23 protein-coding genes are annotated in these 21,700 nt (G+C 32.5%); 9 read left to right on the forward strand and 14 right to left on the reverse strand.

What is annotated here, in order from left to right; genetic code table 11:
- Positions 1-73 precede the first annotated feature (73 nt).
- From fabF to KLA_RS10750, 8 genes are all read left to right on the forward strand, one after another.
- Positions 74-1,324, forward strand: coding sequence for a beta-ketoacyl-ACP synthase II (fabF, locus tag KLA_RS10720; RefSeq protein WP_013620828.1), 1,251 nt, complete (start codon positions 74-76; stop codon positions 1,322-1,324).
- Positions 1,325-1,328: 4 nt separating this feature from the next.
- On the forward strand, positions 1,329-2,069 hold the full coding sequence (gene rnc, locus KLA_RS10725; protein WP_013620829.1) for a ribonuclease III: 741 nt from the start codon (positions 1,329-1,331) through the stop codon (positions 2,067-2,069).
- 110 nt (positions 2,070-2,179) lie between these two features.
- Entirely contained in the window at positions 2,180-2,644 is a 465-nt protein-coding gene (locus KLA_RS10730) for an IPExxxVDY family protein (protein WP_013620830.1), read from the forward strand.
- Between the two features lie 2 nt (positions 2,645-2,646).
- Positions 2,647-4,095 (forward strand): pyruvate kinase, encoded by a 1,449-nt coding sequence (gene pyk / locus KLA_RS10735; RefSeq protein WP_013620831.1) that lies wholly within the window; start codon positions 2,647-2,649, stop codon positions 4,093-4,095.
- A 132-nt stretch (positions 4,096-4,227) separates the two neighbouring features.
- Entirely contained in the window at positions 4,228-5,070 is an 843-nt protein-coding gene (locus KLA_RS10740) for a helix-turn-helix domain-containing protein (protein WP_034645774.1), read from the forward strand.
- A 97-nt stretch (positions 5,071-5,167) separates the two neighbouring features.
- On the forward strand, positions 5,168-5,329 hold the full coding sequence (locus KLA_RS18095) for a hypothetical protein (RefSeq protein WP_156099830.1): 162 nt from the start codon (positions 5,168-5,170) through the stop codon (positions 5,327-5,329).
- A 54-nt stretch (positions 5,330-5,383) separates the two neighbouring features.
- Positions 5,384-5,917: a carboxymuconolactone decarboxylase family protein gene (locus KLA_RS10745; protein WP_034645775.1), complete on the forward strand. Its 534-nt coding sequence runs from the start codon at positions 5,384-5,386 to the stop codon at positions 5,915-5,917.
- Positions 5,918-5,952: 35 nt separating this feature from the next.
- A complete protein-coding gene (locus tag KLA_RS10750) occupies positions 5,953-6,339 on the forward strand; it encodes a plastocyanin/azurin family copper-binding protein (RefSeq protein WP_034645777.1) in 387 nt (128 codons plus the stop codon).
- A 64-nt stretch (positions 6,340-6,403) separates the two neighbouring features.
- Here KLA_RS10750 and KLA_RS10755 read toward each other — a convergent pair whose 3' ends face one another.
- The 12 genes from KLA_RS10755 to pdxA all read right to left on the reverse strand — a co-directional run bounded on the left by KLA_RS10755 (position 6,404) and on the right by pdxA (position 18,127).
- Positions 6,404-6,853, reverse strand: coding sequence for a 3-oxoacyl-ACP synthase (locus KLA_RS10755; RefSeq protein ID WP_034645780.1), 450 nt, complete (start codon positions 6,851-6,853; stop codon positions 6,404-6,406).
- A complete protein-coding gene (locus KLA_RS10760) occupies positions 6,847-7,965 on the reverse strand; it encodes an NAD(P)/FAD-dependent oxidoreductase (RefSeq protein ID WP_034645782.1) in 1,119 nt (372 codons plus the stop codon). Before KLA_RS10760 ends, KLA_RS10755 begins: the two co-directional genes overlap by 7 nt.
- A gap of 45 nt (positions 7,966-8,010) precedes the next feature.
- Complete coding sequence (locus KLA_RS10765; RefSeq protein ID WP_034645784.1) at positions 8,011-9,408, reverse strand: hypothetical protein; 1,398 nt, start codon at positions 9,406-9,408, stop codon at positions 8,011-8,013.
- Positions 9,409-9,420: 12 nt separating this feature from the next.
- The gene (locus tag KLA_RS10770) at positions 9,421-11,361 is read right to left on the reverse strand and encodes a hypothetical protein (protein ID WP_034645786.1); all 1,941 of its coding nucleotides are present in this window, start codon (positions 11,359-11,361) and stop codon (positions 9,421-9,423) included.
- A gap of 4 nt (positions 11,362-11,365) precedes the next feature.
- The gene (locus KLA_RS10775; RefSeq protein ID WP_034645788.1) at positions 11,366-12,055 is read right to left on the reverse strand and encodes a hypothetical protein; all 690 of its coding nucleotides are present in this window, start codon (positions 12,053-12,055) and stop codon (positions 11,366-11,368) included.
- Between the two features lie 95 nt (positions 12,056-12,150).
- Positions 12,151-12,909 carry a DUF2314 domain-containing protein gene (locus tag KLA_RS10780; RefSeq protein ID WP_034645790.1) on the reverse strand — a complete coding sequence of 253 codons (759 nt, stop codon included), beginning with the start codon at positions 12,907-12,909 and terminating at the stop codon, positions 12,151-12,153.
- A gap of 141 nt (positions 12,910-13,050) precedes the next feature.
- Positions 13,051-14,406, reverse strand: coding sequence for an acetyl-CoA carboxylase biotin carboxylase subunit (gene accC, locus KLA_RS10785; protein WP_013620841.1), 1,356 nt, complete (start codon positions 14,404-14,406; stop codon positions 13,051-13,053).
- A gap of 66 nt (positions 14,407-14,472) precedes the next feature.
- Entirely contained in the window at positions 14,473-14,958 is a 486-nt protein-coding gene (gene accB / locus KLA_RS10790) for an acetyl-CoA carboxylase biotin carboxyl carrier protein (RefSeq protein WP_013620842.1), read from the reverse strand.
- 40 nt (positions 14,959-14,998) lie between these two features.
- Entirely contained in the window at positions 14,999-15,994 is a 996-nt protein-coding gene (locus KLA_RS10795; RefSeq protein WP_034645792.1) for a beta-ketoacyl-ACP synthase III, read from the reverse strand.
- 172 nt (positions 15,995-16,166) lie between these two features.
- Positions 16,167-16,364 carry a 50S ribosomal protein L32 gene (rpmF, locus tag KLA_RS10800; RefSeq protein ID WP_013620844.1) on the reverse strand — a complete coding sequence of 66 codons (198 nt, stop codon included), beginning with the start codon at positions 16,362-16,364 and terminating at the stop codon, positions 16,167-16,169.
- A 9-nt stretch (positions 16,365-16,373) separates the two neighbouring features.
- Positions 16,374-16,907 (reverse strand): YceD family protein, encoded by a 534-nt coding sequence (locus KLA_RS10805; protein WP_034645794.1) that lies wholly within the window; start codon positions 16,905-16,907, stop codon positions 16,374-16,376.
- 167 nt (positions 16,908-17,074) lie between these two features.
- Positions 17,075-18,127 (reverse strand): 4-hydroxythreonine-4-phosphate dehydrogenase PdxA, encoded by a 1,053-nt coding sequence (pdxA, locus tag KLA_RS10810; protein ID WP_013620846.1) that lies wholly within the window; start codon positions 18,125-18,127, stop codon positions 17,075-17,077.
- A gap of 55 nt (positions 18,128-18,182) precedes the next feature.
- Here pdxA and KLA_RS10815 point away from each other — a divergent pair, with 55 nt between their 5' ends.
- Positions 18,183-18,767, forward strand: coding sequence for a riboflavin synthase (locus tag KLA_RS10815; protein WP_034645796.1), 585 nt, complete (start codon positions 18,183-18,185; stop codon positions 18,765-18,767).
- 1 nt (position 18,768) lies between these two features.
- On the opposite strand, the gene KLA_RS10820 is transcribed toward KLA_RS10815, so the two are convergent.
- A complete protein-coding gene (locus KLA_RS10820; protein ID WP_034645797.1) occupies positions 18,769-19,854 on the reverse strand; it encodes an acyltransferase family protein in 1,086 nt (361 codons plus the stop codon).
- Positions 19,855-21,666 carry a sodium:solute symporter family protein gene (locus tag KLA_RS10825; protein ID WP_034645799.1) on the reverse strand — a complete coding sequence of 604 codons (1,812 nt, stop codon included), beginning with the start codon at positions 21,664-21,666 and terminating at the stop codon, positions 19,855-19,857.
- Positions 21,667-21,700: the final 34 nt, after the last annotated feature.

A 21,700-nucleotide genomic window follows, 5' to 3' on the forward strand; every position in this document is an offset into this window, starting at 1 on the left:
GTAGTCTTGCTGCATGGATTTTTTTTTTTAATTTACACATATCTAATTAATAGATTTAACAAAATTTGAGTTCATGCAATTAAAGCGAGTTGTAGTTACAGGTCTAGGAGCTTTAACGCCTATAGGCAATAACATAGAAGAATACTGGGATGGGTTAGTAAACGGAAAAAGCGGATCTGCCCCTATTACCCATTATGATGCAGAAAAATTTAAAACAAAATTTGCCTGCGAATTAAAAAACTATAATCCTGCAGATTTTTTCGATAGAAAAGAAGCACGTAAACTAGATAAGTTTGCTCAATACGCTATGGTTTCTGCAGATGAAGCAATAGCAGATTCTAAATTAGATTTAGACGCTCTAGACAAATTTAGAGTTGGCGTAATTTGGGGAGCAGGTATTGGTGGCTTAGAAACTTTCCAGAACGAAGTATTAAACTTTGCTGAAGGAGATGGTACACCAAGGTTTAACCCTTTCTTTATACCAAAAATGATTGCTGATATAGCACCAGGTAACATATCTATTAAACACGGTTTTATGGGGCCTAACTATACTACTGTATCTGCATGTGCATCTTCTGCAAATGCAATTATAGATGCGTTAAACACTATACGCCTTGGCCATTGTGACGTTGTTGTTACAGGTGGTAGTGAGGCTGCTGTTACTATTGCAGGTATGGGTGGTTTTGGCGCTATGCACGCGTTATCTACCAGAAATGATAGTCCGCAAACAGCATCTAGACCTTTTGACGCTACCAGAGATGGTTTTGTTTTAGGTGAAGGAGCTGGCGCTTTAGTGTTAGAAGAATATGAGCACGCTGTTGCCAGAGGAGCAAAAATATATGCAGAAGTAGCTGGTGGTGGTTTATCTAGTGATGCTTACCATATGACCGCACCACACCCAGAAGGTATTGGCGTTGTACGTGTAATGGAAAACTGTTTAAGAGACGCTGGTTTAAAACCAGAAGATGTAGACGCTATTAATACACACGGTACATCTACACCTTTAGGAGATGTAGCAGAGTTAAAAGCTATTAGCAAAGTTTTTGGTGAACACGCACATAATATTAACATAAACTCTACTAAGTCTATGACGGGTCACTTGTTAGGAGCTGCCGGAGCAATAGAAGCAATTGCATCTATACTTGCAATGGAGCACGGTGTTGTACCGCCTACAATTAACCATGAAACTGTAGATGAAAACATAGATCCTAAGTTAAACCTTACACTTAATAAGGCTCAAAAAAGAGACGTAAACGTTGCATTAAGCAATACGTTTGGTTTTGGTGGGCACAATGCTTGTGTAATTTTCAAAAAATTAAACTAAGATAATGAGTTTTATCTCCAAAATATTTAATTCCCATCCAGAAAAAGATGGGGATTTTTTTTTAGGAATAACACACATTTTAGGTTTTAAACCTAAAAATATAAGCATATACCGCAAAGCTTTTTTGCATAGATCTGCAAACAAAAAAGATAAAGACGGTAACCCTTTAAATTATGAACGCTTGGAGTTTTTAGGCGATTCTATGCTAGGCACTATTATTTCTAAATACCTATATAACGAAGTACCGCTAGGAGACGAAGGATACTTAACCAAAATGCGCTCTAAAATTGTTAGTAGAGAACATTTAAATGAATTAGGGAAAGATTTAGAACTAATAAAATACGTAGAGAGTAGAATTTCTAAATCGCACTTTGGAGACAATATACACGGCAATGTTTTTGAAGCACTAGTTGGTGCTATTTACCTAGATAGAGGCTACCAATATTGTGAAAAATTTATAAACGAAAGAGTAATTGGCCCATACGTAGATATAGAACAATTAGAAGGCAGAGTAATTAGCTATAAAAGTTTGGTTATAGAATGGTGCCAAAAACAAAAAAAGCAATTTAATTACAATGTTTATGAAGATACAGGCAATGACACCTTAAAACACTTTGCCGTTAAACTTTCTATAGACAATAATGTAATTGCAAAAGCAAGAGCAACATCAAAAAAGAAGGCAGAAGAAGCTGCTTCTAAACGTGCATTTTTTGCTTTACAAGACAAAATTAAGAAGTCTAAGTAAAATAATTGTTAACTAAAACGTTTTCGTTTTAAATACCTTGCTTAAACCTTAAAACATACTAGGCTAGTATAAGTTTTAATCCTATATTTACTCTTTCAGACATAAAGAATATGGGAGCTATACATAAAATTTCTGAAGATTTTTTTGAAGATTCTTTTTCATTAATTGCCCTACACAGCAGTCTAGAAGATTACGCAATTGGCTATAATCTTAATTTATTTTTAAAATCTAATTTTAGAAGAGCTAAAATAGATTTGGATGTAAACAAACGCATTTCTTTTCCTTTTTTTGAATGGGAAGATGTAGACAACCACAATTACTGGACTTTAATTAGCAACCATAGTAAAATAGAAGAGCAAGAAGAACAAGGAGGTCTGTTTGGTAGTGAACTATCATACACAACACATTATCTTATTCCTGAATATAAGGATGTAGATTACTTTTTAAAAATAGAGCAAGAAGACAAAGAAATTGTAGCTTCAATTTTAAAACAAATTGTAAGCATACCAAAAATTGTTACTGCTTACAGTATAGATGTTGATAACCTAAAATCTAAAAACAACTTAATTTTTTAACAATGCCAACTAACAAAAAAACAAAAATAGTAGCAACCCTAGGGCCTGCAACAAGTAAAAAAGAAATTTTAAGAGATATGATTAATGCTGGAGTAAATGTCTTCAGAATTAATTTTTCTCACGCAGATTATTCAGATGTTACAGAGCGTGTTAAAATGATACGTGAGTTAAGTGATGAGCTAGGCTCTAACACTTCTATTTTAGCAGATTTACAAGGACCTAAACTAAGAGTTGGGGTTATGGCTGGTGAAGTTGTTGTTGCTCCAGGAGATAAAATATCTTTTGTAACAGGAAAACCTTTTGAAGGTACTGCAGAAAAGGTATATATGAACTATGCATCTTTCCCTAAAGATGTTAAGCCAGGAGAATTGGTTCTTTTAGATGATGGTAAATTAATGTTTAAAGTAATCTCTACAAACAAAAAAGATGAAGTAAAAGCAGAGGTTATACAAGGTGGACCATTAAAATCTAAAAAAGGAGTAAACTTACCAAACACAAACATTTCTTTACCTGCACTTACAGAAAAAGATATTAAAGATGCAATTTTTGCAATTTCTCAAGATGTAGATTGGATTGCACTTTCTTTTGTTCGTTTTAGTCAAGACTTAATTGACCTACAAGCATTAATAAAAAAACACACAGACCATAAAATTCCTATTATAGCTAAGATTGAAAAACCTGAAGCTGTAGAAAATATAGATAAAATTGTTGCTTATTGTGACGGTTTAATGGTTGCTCGTGGAGATTTAGGGGTAGAAGTTCCTGCACATGAGGTACCATTAATTCAGAAACAATTGGTACTTACTGCTAAAAAAGCACGTATTCCTGTAATTATTGCTACACAAATGATGGAAACAATGATTACTAGCCTTACACCAACACGTGCAGAGGTTAACGATGTTGCAAACTCTGTTATGGATGGTGCAGATGCTGTTATGCTTTCTGGAGAAACTTCTGTTGGTAACTATCCTGTACAGGTAATAGAAAAAATGTCTAGCATTTTAATGAGCGTAGAGAACTCAGATTTAATTTCTGTACCTCACAACCCTCCTCATGTTAAAACTAACAGATACATTACAAAATCTGTATGTTACCACGCAGCTATAATGGCTAACGAAATTAAAGCTAAAGCAATATCTACTTTAACAAATAGTGGTTATACTGCTTTTCAAATTTCTGCATGGAGACCAAGTGCTCACATTTTAGTTTTTACTTCTAACAAAAGAATATTAACACAATTAAACCTTTTATGGGGTGTTAAAGCTTTTTATTATGATAAGTATGTAACTACAGATGAAACTATAGAAGACGTAAATGCAATTGCCTGCCAAAAAGGATTTTTAGATGTTGGTGATATGCTTATTAGTCTTGCCGCAATGCCAATAGCAAATAAAGGTATGGTTAATACACTACGTGTTACAGAAATAGAATCTTGTAACGTAAAAAAATAAAAACTTTTTAAGTTTTATAAAAAAGAATCCTGAGTGTTTACTCAGGATTCTTTTTGTTTTACACCAATATAGTTGCTGTAAGTAAACCTTAGTTTTTAAGACTATTAAAATGTAGCAACAACAACCGTATTTATGAAGTTTAAATTTACTGACACTAAAGTAGATTCTGTTTTTGGAATGACAGATGATATTAAAAAAAATTTAACCTATTTTAATACCAATAAAGACACCATAAGTATATTATGGAACCAAAATAATACGCCCGTTACTCTAGAAATAGATAATACTATTATAGAACTACAACCTAATCAACTAATTACAACTACATACTTACACTACGTATCTTATCAAAAAACAGAAAAACCTTTAACCGCTTTTATGTTTAACAGGCCTTTTTATTGCATAAGAGATCATGACAGTGAGGTATCATGTAACGGAATTCTATTTTTTGGAACACAAGAACTACCAATTGTAACTATACCGGAAGACCAAAAAAGAAAATTTAGTACGCTCTATGAGATTTTTATAGACGAGTTTAGTACATCTGACAAAATCCAAGGAGATATGCTTCAAATGCTCTTAAAAAGGCTTATAATTATATGTACACGTTTAGCCAAAGAACAACTTACTTTAAAAAAGCTAAATAATGAGCAAATAGATCTTGTACGTAGATTTAACGTTTTGGTTGACGAGCATTTTAAAACCAAACGTAAAGTTAGTGACTATGCAGACCTGTTATTTAAGAGCCCCAAAACACTTTCTAACATTTTTGCTTTATACAACCAAAGTTCACCACAGCAAATAATATTAAGTAGAATTGCACTTGAAGCAAAACGACTAATAAATTATACAGACAAGCAAAACCAGGAAATTGCGTATGATTTAGGTTTTAATGATCCTGCACACTTTAGTTCATTTTTTAAAAAAATGACCAATTACTCGCCTACAAAATACCGAGAATTAAACAAAAATTAACCGTCGGGAAATTTCTACAAGCCGTCGGGAAATTGCTATTAACAAATAGCTCTTAATAGGTTGCATCTTTGCATTGTAATTATAAAACAACGCAATTATGAACTTCATACATACCTCTATTTTTAACCTAATAGAAATATTTAGGTCAGAGAAAAAAAGCAAACAACAGACTGTATTAGCTACAGACCATTGTGAAAAAAAATACCATCATGATTTCTATTGTGATGCAGAAAAACCTTTTATCCAAAATTTTCAATAACTAAAAAATAATAACAATAGCCATTGTAAAGTGGCCACTTAAAAAAGAAGAATTATGAGCACATTTAACGTACCAACAAGAGCAGAAGTAAGCGAAAAAAATCAAGGAATTTTTGATTCATTAGAGAAAAAAGTAGGCTTTGTACCCAACTTATATGCAACTTACGCATACTCTAACAATGCCTTAGAAAACTACCTTAATTTAAGCGGAGCAAAAACATCATTAACCGCTAAAGAAAAAGAAGCTGTAAACTTAGCAGTAAGTGAAGTTAATAATTGTATTTACTGTTTATCTGCACATACAGCAATAGGAAAAATGAATGGTTTTTCTGATGAAGAAATATTGGAATTAAGAGCTGGTAAAGCTTCTTTTGACTCTAAATTAGATGCATTAGCGGCGTTAGCTAAAAACATTACCGAAAAAAGAGGTGCTACAGATAAAAATGTAGTAGAAAACTTTTTAAACGCTGGGTATACTAAAGAAAATTTAATAGACACAATTGTTTTAGTTGGCGATAAAACCATTTCTAACTATATACATAGCACAACAAAAGTTCCTGTAGATTTTCCGGTAGCACAGGCTTTATAAAAAATTAATCAATAGTAAACTTTAAACAATAAAAGATGAAAAATTTAAAAAACGCAATAGCATTAGTAGCCCTATTAGTAGGTGTAGTATTTACAAGTAACGCTCAAGATAAAATGAGTAAAGTAATTTCTTTAGAACAAACTAAAGGCGAGTTTACACAGAAAAATTTAACTGTGGCGCCTGGTACTTATGTTTTTGAGATTGCAAACAATAACGTTGGTCATGATGTAGGTTTTGTTCTTGTAAAAAAAGGAAAAGATATTAATAAGCCAGAAAACCATATTAAAACTGCATATGTTACTAAAGCAGTTGCTAATGGTAAAACAGAAAAATCTAATGCTACAGTTTTAGAAAAAGGCGAGTACGTATATTTCTGCCCATTAAATCCAACGGCTACAAACAATACAATTACAGTAAAATAAGTGTTATCATTTTGTGCAATAAAATCCTTAATTGGCCTTAACAAGCTAGTTAAGGATTTTTGTTTTATAACACCTTAATTATTTTTATTGTTGTACCATTAAAAACAAAACTGTCTGTTGCGCTCTTACCCAACAGCAACTTACCAATTGGCGTATTTGCAGATATGCAATAAAACTTATTTTTATTTTGCACAAATTCCCCTGCTGATATAGCTATAAAGTAATTGCTTTTTTCTGTGTATACTACACTTCCTAAACCAACCAAAGTAGTACTTTTTGCAATATTCACTTTAGACAATAACTGTTGCATTTTTTCTGCTTCTAGTAGTTGTGCTCCAAGTTTTTCTCTTTCTAGCTGTAGCATTGCCCTTCCTGTTTCATGCTTATCTCCAGCACTGCTTTTAGTTTCTGATGCAAGCGAATCTTGCACACCAGTAATATTGCTTTGTATTCTAGAAACCCTATTATTTATAAAATTTCTGCAAAACTCTAAAAGCTCTTCTTTCTTTACCATTTTACTAAATCTGCTAATTCTTTACCCACCAAACTACCAATAGCAATTCCCATTCCGCCTAAACGCACACCACAATACACGTTAGGTTCAACTTCCTTTATTATTGGCTTTTTTTGGCTCCCAACACCCATTATACCACTCCATTTTTTATCTATTTTAAAAGGTGTGGTGGGTAAAATTGTTTCTCTTAATATATCTTCAAGCTTTTGTTGCACTATTTTGGTTTGTCCAAATACTGTAGTTTCTTCTGCTTTAAAGTCTAAATTTCGTCCTCCACCAAATAAAACTCTATCATCAACATTTCTAAAATAATAATACCCTTCGTCTAAATGAAAAGTCCCTTTAATATGCAAATTAGGTATAGGCGCTGTTATTAAAACTTGTGCTCTTGCTGGCTTAACCTTTTCTTGTAGTAATTCTGCTGCAAAACCATTGGTTGTAACTATTAGCTTTTTAGTCTGTAAAGTAAAATTACTAGTTTCCACTGCTACACTATTTGCAGTTGTTGTAAAGGCTTTTACATTTGTATTATTTAAAATTAAAATATCTTTTTGATGAGCTTTAGCCAACAAAGACTGCATCATTGCACCAGTATTAATTTGACCTTCAAAAATATGAGTTATATAATTTTCTTTTATTTTTTTAAAGTTGAATTTATTCTGCGTAGCCACAAACGCATCTGCTTTAAAAACTGGCTTTAACAAACTGTTTACATCATTAATTTTATCTAAACAATGCTCATATAAATCTTTATTAGCAGTTAAAAACAATTCATGTCCGCCATAATTTTTATACCCAATAGCAGTGTCACCTAAATTAGATCGCAATAAATTTATACCATCCAATCTTTTTTTAACTAGTGATACAACCTCTTCTTCTGTATGCGAGTCCAAGTCCGATAAAACCTCTGAAATACTACCAAAACAAGCAAAACCAGCATTTTTAGTACTAGCTCCTTGTGGCAACATTCCCTTTTCTAAAATTAAAATCTTAGCTTTAGGAAAACGCTCTTTTAAATACAAAGCACAATTTAACCCTACAATACCACTACCAACAATAGTAAAATCTATTGCAGATAACCACGTTTTATGCTCCCAATAACTAAAATTCATCTTACTAAAATAAGAACTAAAACTAAGTAACTACGTGCAAAAATGTTATTTAGCGTTTTCTAAGCCAAAAAAGAGTTGAGTTATAATATTTACATCGTCTCTTTTTGCAGATAATGTACCCTTTAGACCAACAACTCCCGGTTTAACCTGGTTTGCTTTTACTTCTAGTGTATTTAAAAGTTCAAATAGTAAATTAGACTTAGGAAAGCTTATATCGTTCTTTAACTTAGAGAAATCTGCTGTAATATCTAAAAAGTTAGCGCTTTTAAAAACCGCTGTTTTAGGGATATTTTTAGTAGTAGCAAACAAGCTTGTTTTTGTTGCTGATGACACATAAAAATTATAAATAGGTAACGCAGTAAATACACCTTGTTCTATAGCGCCTTGTTCTTGTAAATAAGCTGGTAAACCATTTTTATTTACACCTAAATTTACATACATTTTTGGCACCTCTTTTTCTTGTATCGTTTTCTTTTCTACTTTATTAAAATTATCATCATAATCATATGTAATAATAGTGTCTTGCTGTTTGGTTTTACCACTTACTACCAAGCTAAAAAAACCATTACTGTACTTTGCAATACTATCTATCTGTAAATTACTTTTTTGTAAAAAAGAGCTATTTTTAAAGGTTGATATAAAGTCTTTCTTGTGATTTTCATCAGCAAAACTATAATCTAAATACAGTTGTAAAGAAGCATTTGGCACACTATTTACTGTAATTTCTTTTGAAAAAACTGAAGATTTATCAACTTCTAATTGTCCGGATACAGCTAGTTTTCCATCTTCAAAATTTAAACCAATTACACTTGTTCCTTTTAGGTATACAATATGGTCTTTGGCATTTTTTAATTGCTCAATTAAGTTATTGTTTTTATCTGTAATCAACTTTTCATCTACCAAAACATCTGTAAAAACGGCAGAAACCTTTGTAATATCTATTTTACTTGGTGTAGCCGCAATTGCAAGGTTTTTAGAGCTCCAAGCTATACAAACTTTAGATTTTTCTAATACTGCGTATTTATAACCTTCTGCATTCTGTATTTTACCTTTTTTATTTTTTATGTACTCTTTTACATATGCATTAAAACCTGTAAAATTATCTATTGGAAATGTAGAAAAAACTGTGTTTTCTACATTTTTAAGTGTATATAAAACTACTGTATATGGTTTTAAGTTAATGCCCTTATCTAAGGTAGAATCTTTCTCTTTTTTACTACTTGAAAATGATATATTATCATAATAAAACTTAGGTGAAGATAGCGCATCTAAAACTATAGTTTCTTGTATACCGTGCAAATCTATTTTAACAACAGCATCTGCATTTTTGTGCACAACTCCCAATAAGGATGATGTGTTGTTTATAAACTTATAGCCCCAATAAACTATACCTAAAAGTATAATTATTGGGACTACTATTTTTACTGTTTTTTTTAAACGCATATTGCTTAAAACTTAGTCTATAAATGCATCTATAAAATTAATAAAGTATGCTAAGCCATTTTTATGTCCTTCTTCTGGAGTATTTAAAATAACTTTAGTGCTAGACTTATTCCCCTTTAATTTACCTGTAGTAATTAAAAGATCTTCTGTATTACTAGTTAAAAAGTTAATTTTTCTTTTAAACTCTCTTGGCAACTCATTAACTGGTATTTGAGAAATTATATTTTTACCGTTAACATATGCCGCAGAAGTATTTTTGCTAATATTTTTTTTGTGATCACCACTTACACTACCTTTAAAACTACCATTTCTAATGGCTAACAACTGGTCTTTAGACGTTGCAAAAAACAACACTCCTTTAGCGTGCATTGCGTATACATTTACAGGTACACTTCTTGGTGTGTTAAACTTATAAATACCGTTATCTACCGTCATTTCGTTTTCTTTAACAGCAATATTCATAAACTTGTTAAAAATACTTTCTCCGTTAGAAGTGGCCATAAAAATAAAATCTGGTACCGTTTCTTCTTTTGTTTTCTCTATTGGAATTCTATTATAGTTTTCATCATAATCATACGTAGTATAGGTTACTTGTTTTTTAGCAATATCATTAACTACAAATAACATATCTCCTCTAACCAATTCACCAACAGCCTCTTCATCTAAAAATACAGATAATAAGTCTGCTCCAAGTGGTATTGCAGTTGCCATTTCGTTATTTGTAGAGTTAGCAAACATAGACTTCATAAGTTTTGGATACTCTGTAAGCAAACCCTCTGTACTTGCGTTAACAGACATATAACCTAGCATTTTATCTTGATTAAAATACTTAAAAAAGTCTTTATTCATTTTACCATTATACATAGCCTTAGCGTGTTTAGCCATAGCATCACTCATAGTATAATCTATATTTAAAACTGCACTGGTATTGGTAAAATCTAAGGTAGATGACACTGAAGAGTTCCTGTATAACTCCTCTACATTATACATACCATATGCATAGTCTGACATTTTATTTGACACCAATTCATTATAAAGATTCATAAAATCTCCTGCCCAAGCGTGTGCCTCAAAGTTTTGCTTTCCTAAACTAGCAACATAACTTTTGTTACGTAAAATGTTGTTAGATGAATGGTCGCCATTTATAAAAGCTTTTGCCTTTTGTAAATTACGCACTTTTGCTTTTTGAGTTTTAGCTATTCTTTTTGCTTCTCTTTCTTGGCGTTCTCTTTTGTAACGCTCTTCTCTTTTTTTATAGTAATCATCATTAGAGTATGTTGCATCTTCGGTAGATTCAATTACCGTCTCTTCAACATCTTCAATTTCTACTTCTACAATTTCAATTACTTCTTCAGCCTCTTCAACTTCCTCAACTTCTACTGCTTCAACAGCATCTCCTGCGACATCAACAGCAACTTCTACTGCTTCTTCTATTTCTGTAACATCATCATAACTGTAGTAATTATAGTCATCATCTTCGTTTGTATCTTCAGAAATAACCACAACAAGCATTCTATCATTCCAGGCTACAGTAATGCCGTCATAATTATCTTGCATATAAGTTATATCACCGTCAGTTTTTATCTTTTCGGTACTACTGTTATTCTTTTTAATTAGGTTATCAAACCCATTTTTAGAACGTAATGGTATAGCAAAGTAGTTAGAAAAAACACCTTTTTCTGCTTGTAAAAAATAATATGCACTTGCATTAAAATCTATACCTAAATCATTAAGACTTGTTAGGTCACCGTCTGATTCTCTGGCTAACTCTTTAACCATTTCCTGTCCTATTTTAGAGTTTTCAAACTCTTTAATAGAAAATAAGTCTGTAACATTACTTCCTTTTATAGTAACAACCGCACTAGAATTGGCGGGTATGTTTTGTATTAAATCTTGTGCTTGCGCTGTATATGCAGCACAACAAATGGTTAGGCTTAATAGTAATTTTTTCATTCTTTTAATTGTTGATTAATTGTATGGTATTTTCTAAGGTTTGTTGGCCTGTTATTAAAGACAATGCAGGCACACGCATAAATACGGCCTTTTTGTTTGGAGCTATTTTAGCACCTGAATTAGAAACACTTTTTACAGATGAATTAAACCTATAAATTGTTGTGTAACTGGCATCATTAAAAACTTTCTTGTCTTCTGACTTAAGCGAATTGAATTTTCTTTTTATACTAGCATCATACTTAAAGTGTCTCTTAAACTGATGATTAACTTTATTGTATGAAAAATTAGTTGTGCTAAAACTGGTTTTTTCTCTTCTATTTTGGTTGTTAATCATTTCTTTAAAAATTGAATTAACATTTGCTACAGATTTAAAATCGCATGCTATAGAAAATATATAATTATCATAATCTACACTTTTTTCTATGTTAGATATGCCTTCTGTTTTTTTTAAGTGATCTACTGCATTTTTAATTGCCAATTCTATATCATCCCTAGAAGGCACCTTATGTCCATTAACACTGTCTAAGAGCATTACAGAAGCCAACTTAGATTTACTTTTACTTAGGTTTGCAGTTACGGTTATACGCCCGCTACCGTCTTTATTAAAGCTTATTTCTTCTAAAATTTCAAAACAACTTGTACAAAGCAATAATGATGCAAATAAAAGAGTGTAGGTAAATAGTCTTTTTAACATATAAATTGATATAAATTATAATAGTAAACTGCGTTTTAACACTAAAATTGCCGTTAACCTAAATTAATTAGTTAGACTACCAATAGCATTATATGTTACGCCAAAACAGAAATAATATGAGACCAGTTTAATTTTTGAGCATAGTCTAAAGCTGTTAAACCGTTACTATCTGTAACATTTTTATCTGCTCCAAGACTCAATAAAATATCTATAGTGGTTTTATTACCAGCTATAGCTTGCCTATGTAAAACTGTATACCCAGCTTCATCTTTAATTAAAATTTCATCTGGATTTTCTTTAAAGAATTCTAAAAATTTATCTGCAGTATTTACACACATTGGATGCTCTACAAGATTTTCTGGGTTTTCTGCTTGACCATTAACCAACATAATTTTATTAAAATCGCCAAAATCTAAACCCCAAGCGTTATCATGTTGTTTTCTTTTTTCATCGCTCATACCAGACCTTAAGGTATGTATTGTAAAACCACCGTATGTTTTACCTGATGTTGCAAACATCCAATCGCTTATTTTAGACCTACTGCAGCTAACAGTATCACTTTCTGCCACATTTGTTAATTGCATTGGGTTGTTAGCTAAAACGCCAGTTATATTTTCTCCGTCAAAACTTATATTGCGCACCCACATATGCTCTATAGTTGGTTCACTTTCTCCTTTAAAAGTTTGTTCAAAAGGAAACTTTACAATAGCCAAGTCTAGCCCAGGTATAACTCTTCTGTACTCCCAGTACATTTCTCTCCAAAAATACTTAAATGTTTCCTGTGCTTTTTTAAAGGCTAATGACATTTCATCATCTTGTTTTACAAAAAATATATTATTATCTGAATTACTCATAAGTAGTTTAAATTTTTGTGTAAAGTTATATGCAGCAAAGATATAGGCATTACACAATAGCAAATACCCTGTAAACCGTGAAAAGGGATGAGCTAGTTACCACCAAAAAAAAGCTCCGATAAAATATCGGAGCTTTTTAATTTATTCATCGTCTTTGCTAGGTTCCATAACAAAATCTTCCATAAAGGCTGTGGTATAATTACCTGCCAAATAATCTGGATGATCCATTAATTGCCTATGAAAAGGAATTGTAGTTTTTACGCCTTCAATTACAAATTCATCTAAAGCACGTTTCATTTTATTAATAGCCTCTTCTCTGGTTTGCGCCGTTGTAATTAGCTTAGCTACCATAGAATCATAATAAGGAGGAATTGTGTAACCACTATATACGTTAGTATCTAAACGTACACCGTGTCCGCCTGGTGTATGCAATGTAGTAATTTTTCCTGGAGAAGGTCTAAAGTCATTTCTAGGATCCTCTGCATTAATTCTACATTCTATAGAGTGTAATTTAGGGTAGTAATTTTTACCAGAAATTGGCACACCACCAGCCACTAAAATTTGCTCACGTATTAAATCGTAATCTACTACTTGCTCTGTTATAGGATGCTCTACCTGTATTCTGGTATTCATCTCCATAAAGTAAAAGTTACGGTGTTTATCTACAAGAAACTCTATAGTACCAGCACCTTCATACTTAATGTATTCTGCTGCCTTAACAGCTGCCGCTCCCATATCGTCACGCAATTTATCTGTCATAAATGGCGAAGGAGTTTCTTCTGTTAATTTTTGGTGACGTCTTTGTATAGAACAATCTCTTTCTGATAAATGACACGCTTTACCGTATTGGTCACCTACAACTTGTATTTCTATATGTCTAGGTTCTTCAATAAGTTTTTCCATATACATAGCACCGTTTCCAAAAGCAGCTGTAGCTTCTTGTACGGCACTTTCATAGAGAGCTTCCATTTTATCTTCAGACCAAACAGCACGCATACCTTTACCACCACCACCAGCAGTTGCTTTTATCATAACAGGATATCCCATTTTTTTAGCAACTTTTTTAGCTTCAGCAACATCTTTAAGTAAACCGTCTGAGCCAGGTATTGTAGGTACACCAGCTTTTTTCATGGTTTCCCTAGCACTAGCTTTATCACCCATACGGTCTATATGCTCGCCAGATGCACCTATGAACTTAATGTCATGCTCTGCACATATTTTAGAAAACTTAGAGTTTTCTGATAAAAACCCATAACCTGGGTGTATAGCATCTGCATTAGTAATTTCTGCAGCCGCTATAATATTTGGTATTTTTAAATAAGACTCGTTACTAGGAGCAGGGCCAATACATACGGCCTCATCTGCAAACCTAACATGCAAACTCTCTTCGTCTGCCTTAGAGTATACCGCTACCGTTTTAATTCCCATTTCTTTACAGGTCCTAATAATACGAAGCGCTATCTCTCCCCTATTTGCAATAAGTATTTTTTTAAACATCTTATGAAATTTTAAATTTTAATTCTAAATTCTAAAAAACTAAAAGTATTTAGTGTCTAAAATTTCTTATGATGGATCTACTAAAAATAAAGGTTGATCAAATTCTACTGGAGAAGAATCATCTACCAATACTTTAACTATTTTACCTGAAACTTCAGATTCTATATCGTTAAAAAGTTTCATTGCTTCTATAACACAAAGAACATCTCCTTGCCCAATAGTATCACCTACCTCTACAAATACTGGTTTGTCTGGAGATGGTTTTCTGTAAAAAGTACCAATAATTGGCGACTTTATTGTTATGTATTTATCTTCTTTACTAGCTTCTTTTGCTGGTGCAGCATCTGTTGCAGCAGCAGGTGCAGGTGCAGCAGCGGCTGGTGCCATTGGTGCTTGCCCCATAGGTATTTGCTGTAAAATAGTAGTCTCCCCACCAGAGTTTAAAGCTCCTGTTCTAATGGTAATTTTAATGTCTTCCATTTCTAATTTAACTTCGCTAGCGCCAGATTTTGCAACGAACTTAATTAAACTCTGAATTTCTTTAATATCCATAAAAATTAGATTTTGTTTAGTTGTAAGTTTTTATTTTGATTTAAGAGTTATAGGCCCATTTTAAGAAAATAGAACCCCAAGTAAAACCACCGCCAAATGCAGCAAATACTAAGTTGTCTCCTTTTTTAAGTTGATTTTCGTAATCTGCTAATAAAAGTGGTAATGTAGCAGAAGTTGTGTTTCCGTATTTTTGAATATTCATCATTACTTTAGATGCGTCTAAGCCCATTCTGTTAGCTGTAGCATCTATAATACGTTTATTAGCTTGGTGTGGAACTAGCCAATCTACATCTTTCTCTTCTAAATTGTTACGTTCCATAATTTTGGCAGATACTTCTGCCATATTAGAAACTGCATATTTAAATACGGTTTTACCGTCTTGAAAAACGTAATGTTGTTTATTTTTAACTGTTTCTTCAGATGCTGGCAATATAGATCCGCCTGCATCAATTTTTAAGAAGTTACGCCCAATACCATCAGACCTTAAGTATTCATCTTGAAAACCCAAACCTTCTTCATTAGGCTCAAAAAGTGCTGCACCTGCACCATCTCCAAAAATTATACACGTTGTTCTGTCTGTATAATCCAATATAGATGACATTTTATCTGCACCTATTAATAATACTTTTTTATACCTGCCAGACTCTACATAACTAGTAGCCGTAGACATACCGTATAAAAAACTAGAACACGCTGCTTCTAAATCAAAAGCAAAAGCATTGGTTGCACCAATTTCTGAAGCTACATATGCAGCAGTTGCCGCTACTTGTAAATCTGGTGTTGCAGTACCAACTATAATTAAATCAATTTCTGTTGGTTTAATACCTCTTTTTTGCAGTAAATCTTCAGCTGCTTTAATTGCCATAAAAGAAGTTCCTTTACCTTCTTCTTTTAAAATTCGCCTTTCTTTGATACCTGTTCTGGTGGTAATCCACTCATCATTTGTATCTACCATTGTTTCTAACTCCTTGTTAGTTAAAACATAGTCAGGAACATACTTACCCACTGCAGTTATTGCCGCTGATATCTTACCCATATATAAGTTTGATTTTTTAATCAAAAATTTTAAAAAAGTCTAAAAATCATGGAAAATTAGTCAATTTTTACGACTTTTTACCAAAACTGGCTTTTTTTTGACAAAAATTGATAAAAAATAAAAAAACCCTCACTTTTACGGTGAGAGTTTTAAATACTGTACAAAAGTAGAATTAAGCTACTGCTTCTTCTGCTTTGTCAATTAAAATTTGTCCACGGTAGTATAATTTACCTTCGTGCCAGTGAGCTCTGTGATACAAGTGCATTTCTCCTGTTGTTGCATCTTTTGCAATTGTTGGAGCTACCGCTTTATAGTGCGTTCTTCTCTTGTCTCTTCTGGTTTTTGAAATTTTTCTCTTTGGATGTGCCATTATGAAACTTTATTTATCCGTTATTAACTTTTTTAATGCGTCCCATCTGGGATCAATATCTTCTTTATTTTCCTTCTCTTCTTTTGGTTGTAGCTCTTGTAGCTTATCTACGGCTTTAGATCTTAAAGTACCATCCAAAACTCCTGGATGTATTCTTTTAGATGGAACGGCCAATACCAGCATTTCGTATAAATATTGCGAAATATTAACCTGATGCTCTCCGTGAGGAATTATCAGTATTTCTTCATTCTCATCATTATACTCTTCGCCAAACTTAACTACTAACTCTAATGTAGAGTTTATAGGTTGGTCATAAGCTTCACTAGATACGTCACAAAAAACATTTACTGTTCCTTCTGCTTTCATCTCTAGCTCTAACATTGTACTCATTTTGTTTAATTGTACCTCTATATGTATATTGGCATCATTAAACTCATTGTACTCAAAAGATTCAAAGAACTTATTGTCTATATTATACTCAAAACTGTGCTTTCCCTGCTTTAATCCAGAAAAAGGAATGGAATACTCCTTTAGCTTCATCATAACAACACTATATTTTAAAGTACCAGCCTCGTTAAAGGCGGGTGCAAAGATATTATTATTTTAATAAAACCCAACTAAAAAATTGTAAATATATTATTACTTAATAGTTTAGGTATTGTTTTGCCCTGTTTTAGGGCTTAATTTTGTTTAAATCTAGAAAAAATATCTTACTCTTTTCTCTTTAAACGTTGTTTTTTTAACGGATTTTGGGTTAGCTCTGCATATTCTTGCCTGTTTTTAAAGATTTTTAGCGCTGTAAAAACAGCTTCTTTAAATGAACTATGGTCTGCTTTACCTTTGCCTGCAATTTCATAAGCAGTGCCATGATCTGGTGATGTACGTACTTTTTGCAATCCGGCAGTGTAGTTTACACCTTTACCAAATGACAGCGTTTTAAAAGGTATTAAACCTTGGTCATGATAAGCTGCAAGTATTGCATCAAAATTACTATAAGCATCAGACCCAAAAAAGCTATCTGCAGAATAGGGTCCAAAAACCATTTTACCCTGATTTTTTAATTCGGTTATTGTTGGCTTTAGTACTGTATCGTCCTCTTTACCAATAACACCATTATCTCCACTATGCGGATTTATGCCTAACAATGCAATTTTTGGCTTTTGTATGGCAAAATCTGCTTTTAAAGAGTGCTCTATAGTTGCTATTTTTTCTTTTACAAGTTTAGGTGTAATTGCTTTTGCTACATCTTTAACTGCAATATGGTCTGTTAACAAGCCTACTTTTAAAGTACTTGTTACCATAAACATTAAACTATTACCACCTAATTCTTTTGCTAAATAATCTGTATGTCCAGGAAAGTTAAATTCATCAGACTGTATATTATTTTTATTTATTGGCGCTGTAACTAATACATCTATTTTATCTTCTTTTAAAGCTTTTGTTGCCGCTTGCAAAGATTTTAGAGCGTATTTACCACTTTCTTCAGTAGGTGTTCCAAACTGTGTCTTTGGTATTTCTTTCCAAACATTAACTACATTAATTTTGTTATCTACAGCTTTATCTGCATCAGGCACACCATTGTAATTAATATTTATATTTAGCTCTTTTTTTTGAAAAGAAATGGTTTTGTTTGATGCAAAAATAACAGGGGTACAAAAATCTAACATTCGGTTGTCTTCAAAAGTCTTTAAAACAACTTCACAGCCAATTCCGTTTAAATCGCCTATAGAAATTCCTACCTTAATTTTTTTATCTTCTTGCATAATTCAACTGTATAATGTCTAAATTTACACCGCAAAACTACTTAATTAAAACGATATGTTTACTGGCATTATAGAAACTTTAGGGAAAGTAACCGCATTACGCAAAGAAGATAGTAACCTACACATTACTATAAAATCTACTTTAACACCAGAGCTTAAAATAGATCAGAGTGTTGCTCACAATGGTGTTTGCCTTACCGTTATTGCTATAAAAGATGACACCTACACTGTTACTGCTATTGATGAAACGCTACAAAAAACAAGTATTGGCGCTTTAAAAGTAAACTCTTACGTAAATTTAGAACGTGCTATGATTTTAGGCACAAGGTTAGATGGCCATATTGTACAAGGGCACGTAGACCAAACTGGAGTTTGTACTGCTATTGAAGAAAAAGATGGTAGTGCTGTTTTTAGTTTTGAATACAATGCAGATTATAATAATGTAACTATAGAAAAAGGTTCTATTACAATAGATGGTACTAGCTTAACTGTTTTTAACTCCGGAAAAAACACATTTAGCGTAGCTATTATACCTTATACTTTTGAAAACACTGTTTTTAACACCTATAAAGTAGGCACAGTTGTAAACCTAGAGTTTGATGTAATTGGAAAATATGTTGCTAAACTAATTGCCAAATAAATTACACTTTTATAAAAATCTTTTTTCTATAAAGCACATAAGCTAATAGTACGTAAAATGTAACTACGGTTAATGCGTATACTATTGACGAAATTTTTAAAGATATAAACTGATGTACATAGAGGTTTTTAAATAACCAACCATGAACAGATGTATTTCCTACTTTTATAAGTGCAAATAGCTTAGCTATAAAACTAGATAAGAAAAAAACGGTAATGGCGTTGGCTCCTGCGTATTTAAAAACACCTCCAAACTTTTTGTTTTTTACATCAGAAAAATAATAAATAACAGCCAAAATAATAGTTGCCCACCCGGCTGTTACTAAAACAAAACTACTGCTCCACAAAGCCTTATTTATAGGAAAAAACAAATCCCAAATATGACCTGCAGTTAATAAGCTTACACCTAAAAGTAAAAGTATTTGTGTTTTCTTTTTGTAGGTAGATTTTAAGAGCAAACCAACAAATACCCCTAATAAAGAGGTAGCTATTGCAGGCAAAGTACTTAAAACACCTTCTGGGTCATAATCTGTTTTCCACATATGAGATCCCAAAACTTTTAAATCTATAAAATTTGCCCAATTGTTTGGCGCTCTATCAAAGGTAGGAGCAGTACCATTAATAGGTACAAAACCCATCCATAACCAATACATTATTAAAATAGCAGCGCAAACGGCCACTAGCGCTTTCCAATTTAATTTTATAAACAAAATTGCTGTAAAAAAGAATACTAAACCAATACGTTGCAATACTCCAGGAAAACGTATATCATTAAAATCTTTAAAAAAAGGAAATGAAAGCGTAAATGCGCCTAAAAATAATCCAAGACCAATTAGCTTTAAAGACCTTATAACAATTTTACGATATGTTTTTCCTGTTACTTCTTTGGTATGATATGCATAAACTATAGAAATACCTACAATAAACAAAAAGAAAGGAAACACTAAATCTGTTGGTGTATAACCGTGCCAATCCGCATGTAAAAAAGGAGCATAAACGCTAGACCAAGTTCCTGGGTTATTTACCAAAATCATTAAAACAATGGTAATTCCCCTAAAAATGTCTACAGATACAACCCTATTTTTCATTTACAGAATGTTACTTTTCATTTTATTCCAAGCTTTTATTAACAATAAACCAGCCACCAAGGCAATTCCCGTAAATATTAATGCTTTTATTGTTTCACCATAAATCCAATACCCAGTTGCAAACATACATGTGTATATAAGTACACAGCCTAATACCATAGCCCCTATTCCAGAAGGAACACTCCATTTTTCATTAGGGTTTACAATATCTATTTTATCTGCTTTAGCATTATCTACCACTTTTTTCCAACCCGGTCCTCCAGGTTGTATTTTTTTGTAAAAACTGTTTAATACCTCATTAGACTCTGGCTTAGTCATAAATGTAGCCGCTACCCAAATTATAGTTGTTACCAACATTACAAACGGAATCTGAAACCAATCTGGAAAAACTCCTGTATCTACTGCAAAAAGATAGTTTCCTAGCGGAGTAACTTTTAGTAAGATAGATAAGACTCCTGATGCAAACATTGCTGCAATCTCTGTCCAGGCATTAATTCGCCACCAAAACCAACGTAAAATAAAAATTAGTCCGGTACCGGCTCCAAACAACAATAACATATCAAAAACCTCCATAGCATTTTGCATTAATAAGGCTAAACAAGCACTTAATACCATTAATACAACAGTAGAAAATCTGCCAACAGCTACCAATTGTTTTTCTGATGCATTAGGATTTACTTGTTGCTTGTAAAAATCATATACTATATAAGATGATCCCCAGTTAAGCTGAGTAGAAATTGTACTCATATAAGCAGCTATTAATGACGCTAACACCAAGCCTAATAATCCGCTTGGTAATTTTGTTAGCATAGCAGGGTAAGCCAAATCATGTCCTAATTTATCTGCTGCTATATTAGGAAAAGCTTCTGCTATACTAGCAACATCTGGGTAAACAACTATAGATGCTAAAGCAACTAAAATCCAAGGCCAAGGGCGTAATGCGTAATGCATAATATTAAAAAAGAAAGTTGCACCAATAGCATGGTTTTCATCTTTTGCAGCCAACATACGTTGTGCAATGTAACCACCGCCACCAGGTTCTGCTCCCGGGTACCAAGAACTCCACCATTGTACAGCTAAAGGAATAACTAATAAGGTAATTACAGCATTTGTATTGCTAAAATCTGGCAAAATAGATAATTTCCCTTTCACATCTTCATGTGTTAGTAAGCTTGTTACTCCGCCTACTTCTGGTAAATTAACCAAATAGTAAGCAGCGCCTATTGCACCACCCATTGCTACAAAAAATAATAAAAAATCTGTATAAACCACACCTTTAAACCCGCCTAAGGCACTAAACGTAACGGTTATTAGACCTGCACTTACTACGGTTTGCCAAGGCTCTAGACCTAGCATTATTCCTCCAATTTTTATTGCTGCTAATGTTACAGCAGACATTGTAATTACATTAAAAATAACACCTAAATATATAGACCTAAATTTTCTTAAAAAACTGGCTGGTTTTCCACCATAACGTAATTCATAAAACTCTAAATCTGTACTAACATTAGACTTACGCCATAATTTTGCATAAACAAAAACAGTTAGCATACCTGTAATTAAAAATGCCCACCAAACCCAGTTACCAGAAACACCATCTGTTCTAACAATATCTGTAACTAAATTAGGTGTGTCTGTAGAAAACGTTGTTGCAACCATAGAAAGACCTAGCAACCACCAAGGCATTGTTCTTCCAGATAAAAAATATTCTGATGAGCTTTTTCCTGATTTTTTAGAAACCACAACTCCAATACCTAAAACAATTGTAAAAAAAACAATGATTAGCGTATAATCTAGTGCACTTAATTCCATTTTTTAGTAGTTGGTTAATTAGTAAAGATATTAT

Origin of the sequence: Cellulophaga geojensis KL-A, assembly GCF_000568425.1 — a bacterium.
In the GTDB taxonomy this organism is placed as follows: Bacteria; Bacteroidota; Bacteroidia; order Flavobacteriales; family Flavobacteriaceae; genus Cellulophaga; species Cellulophaga lytica.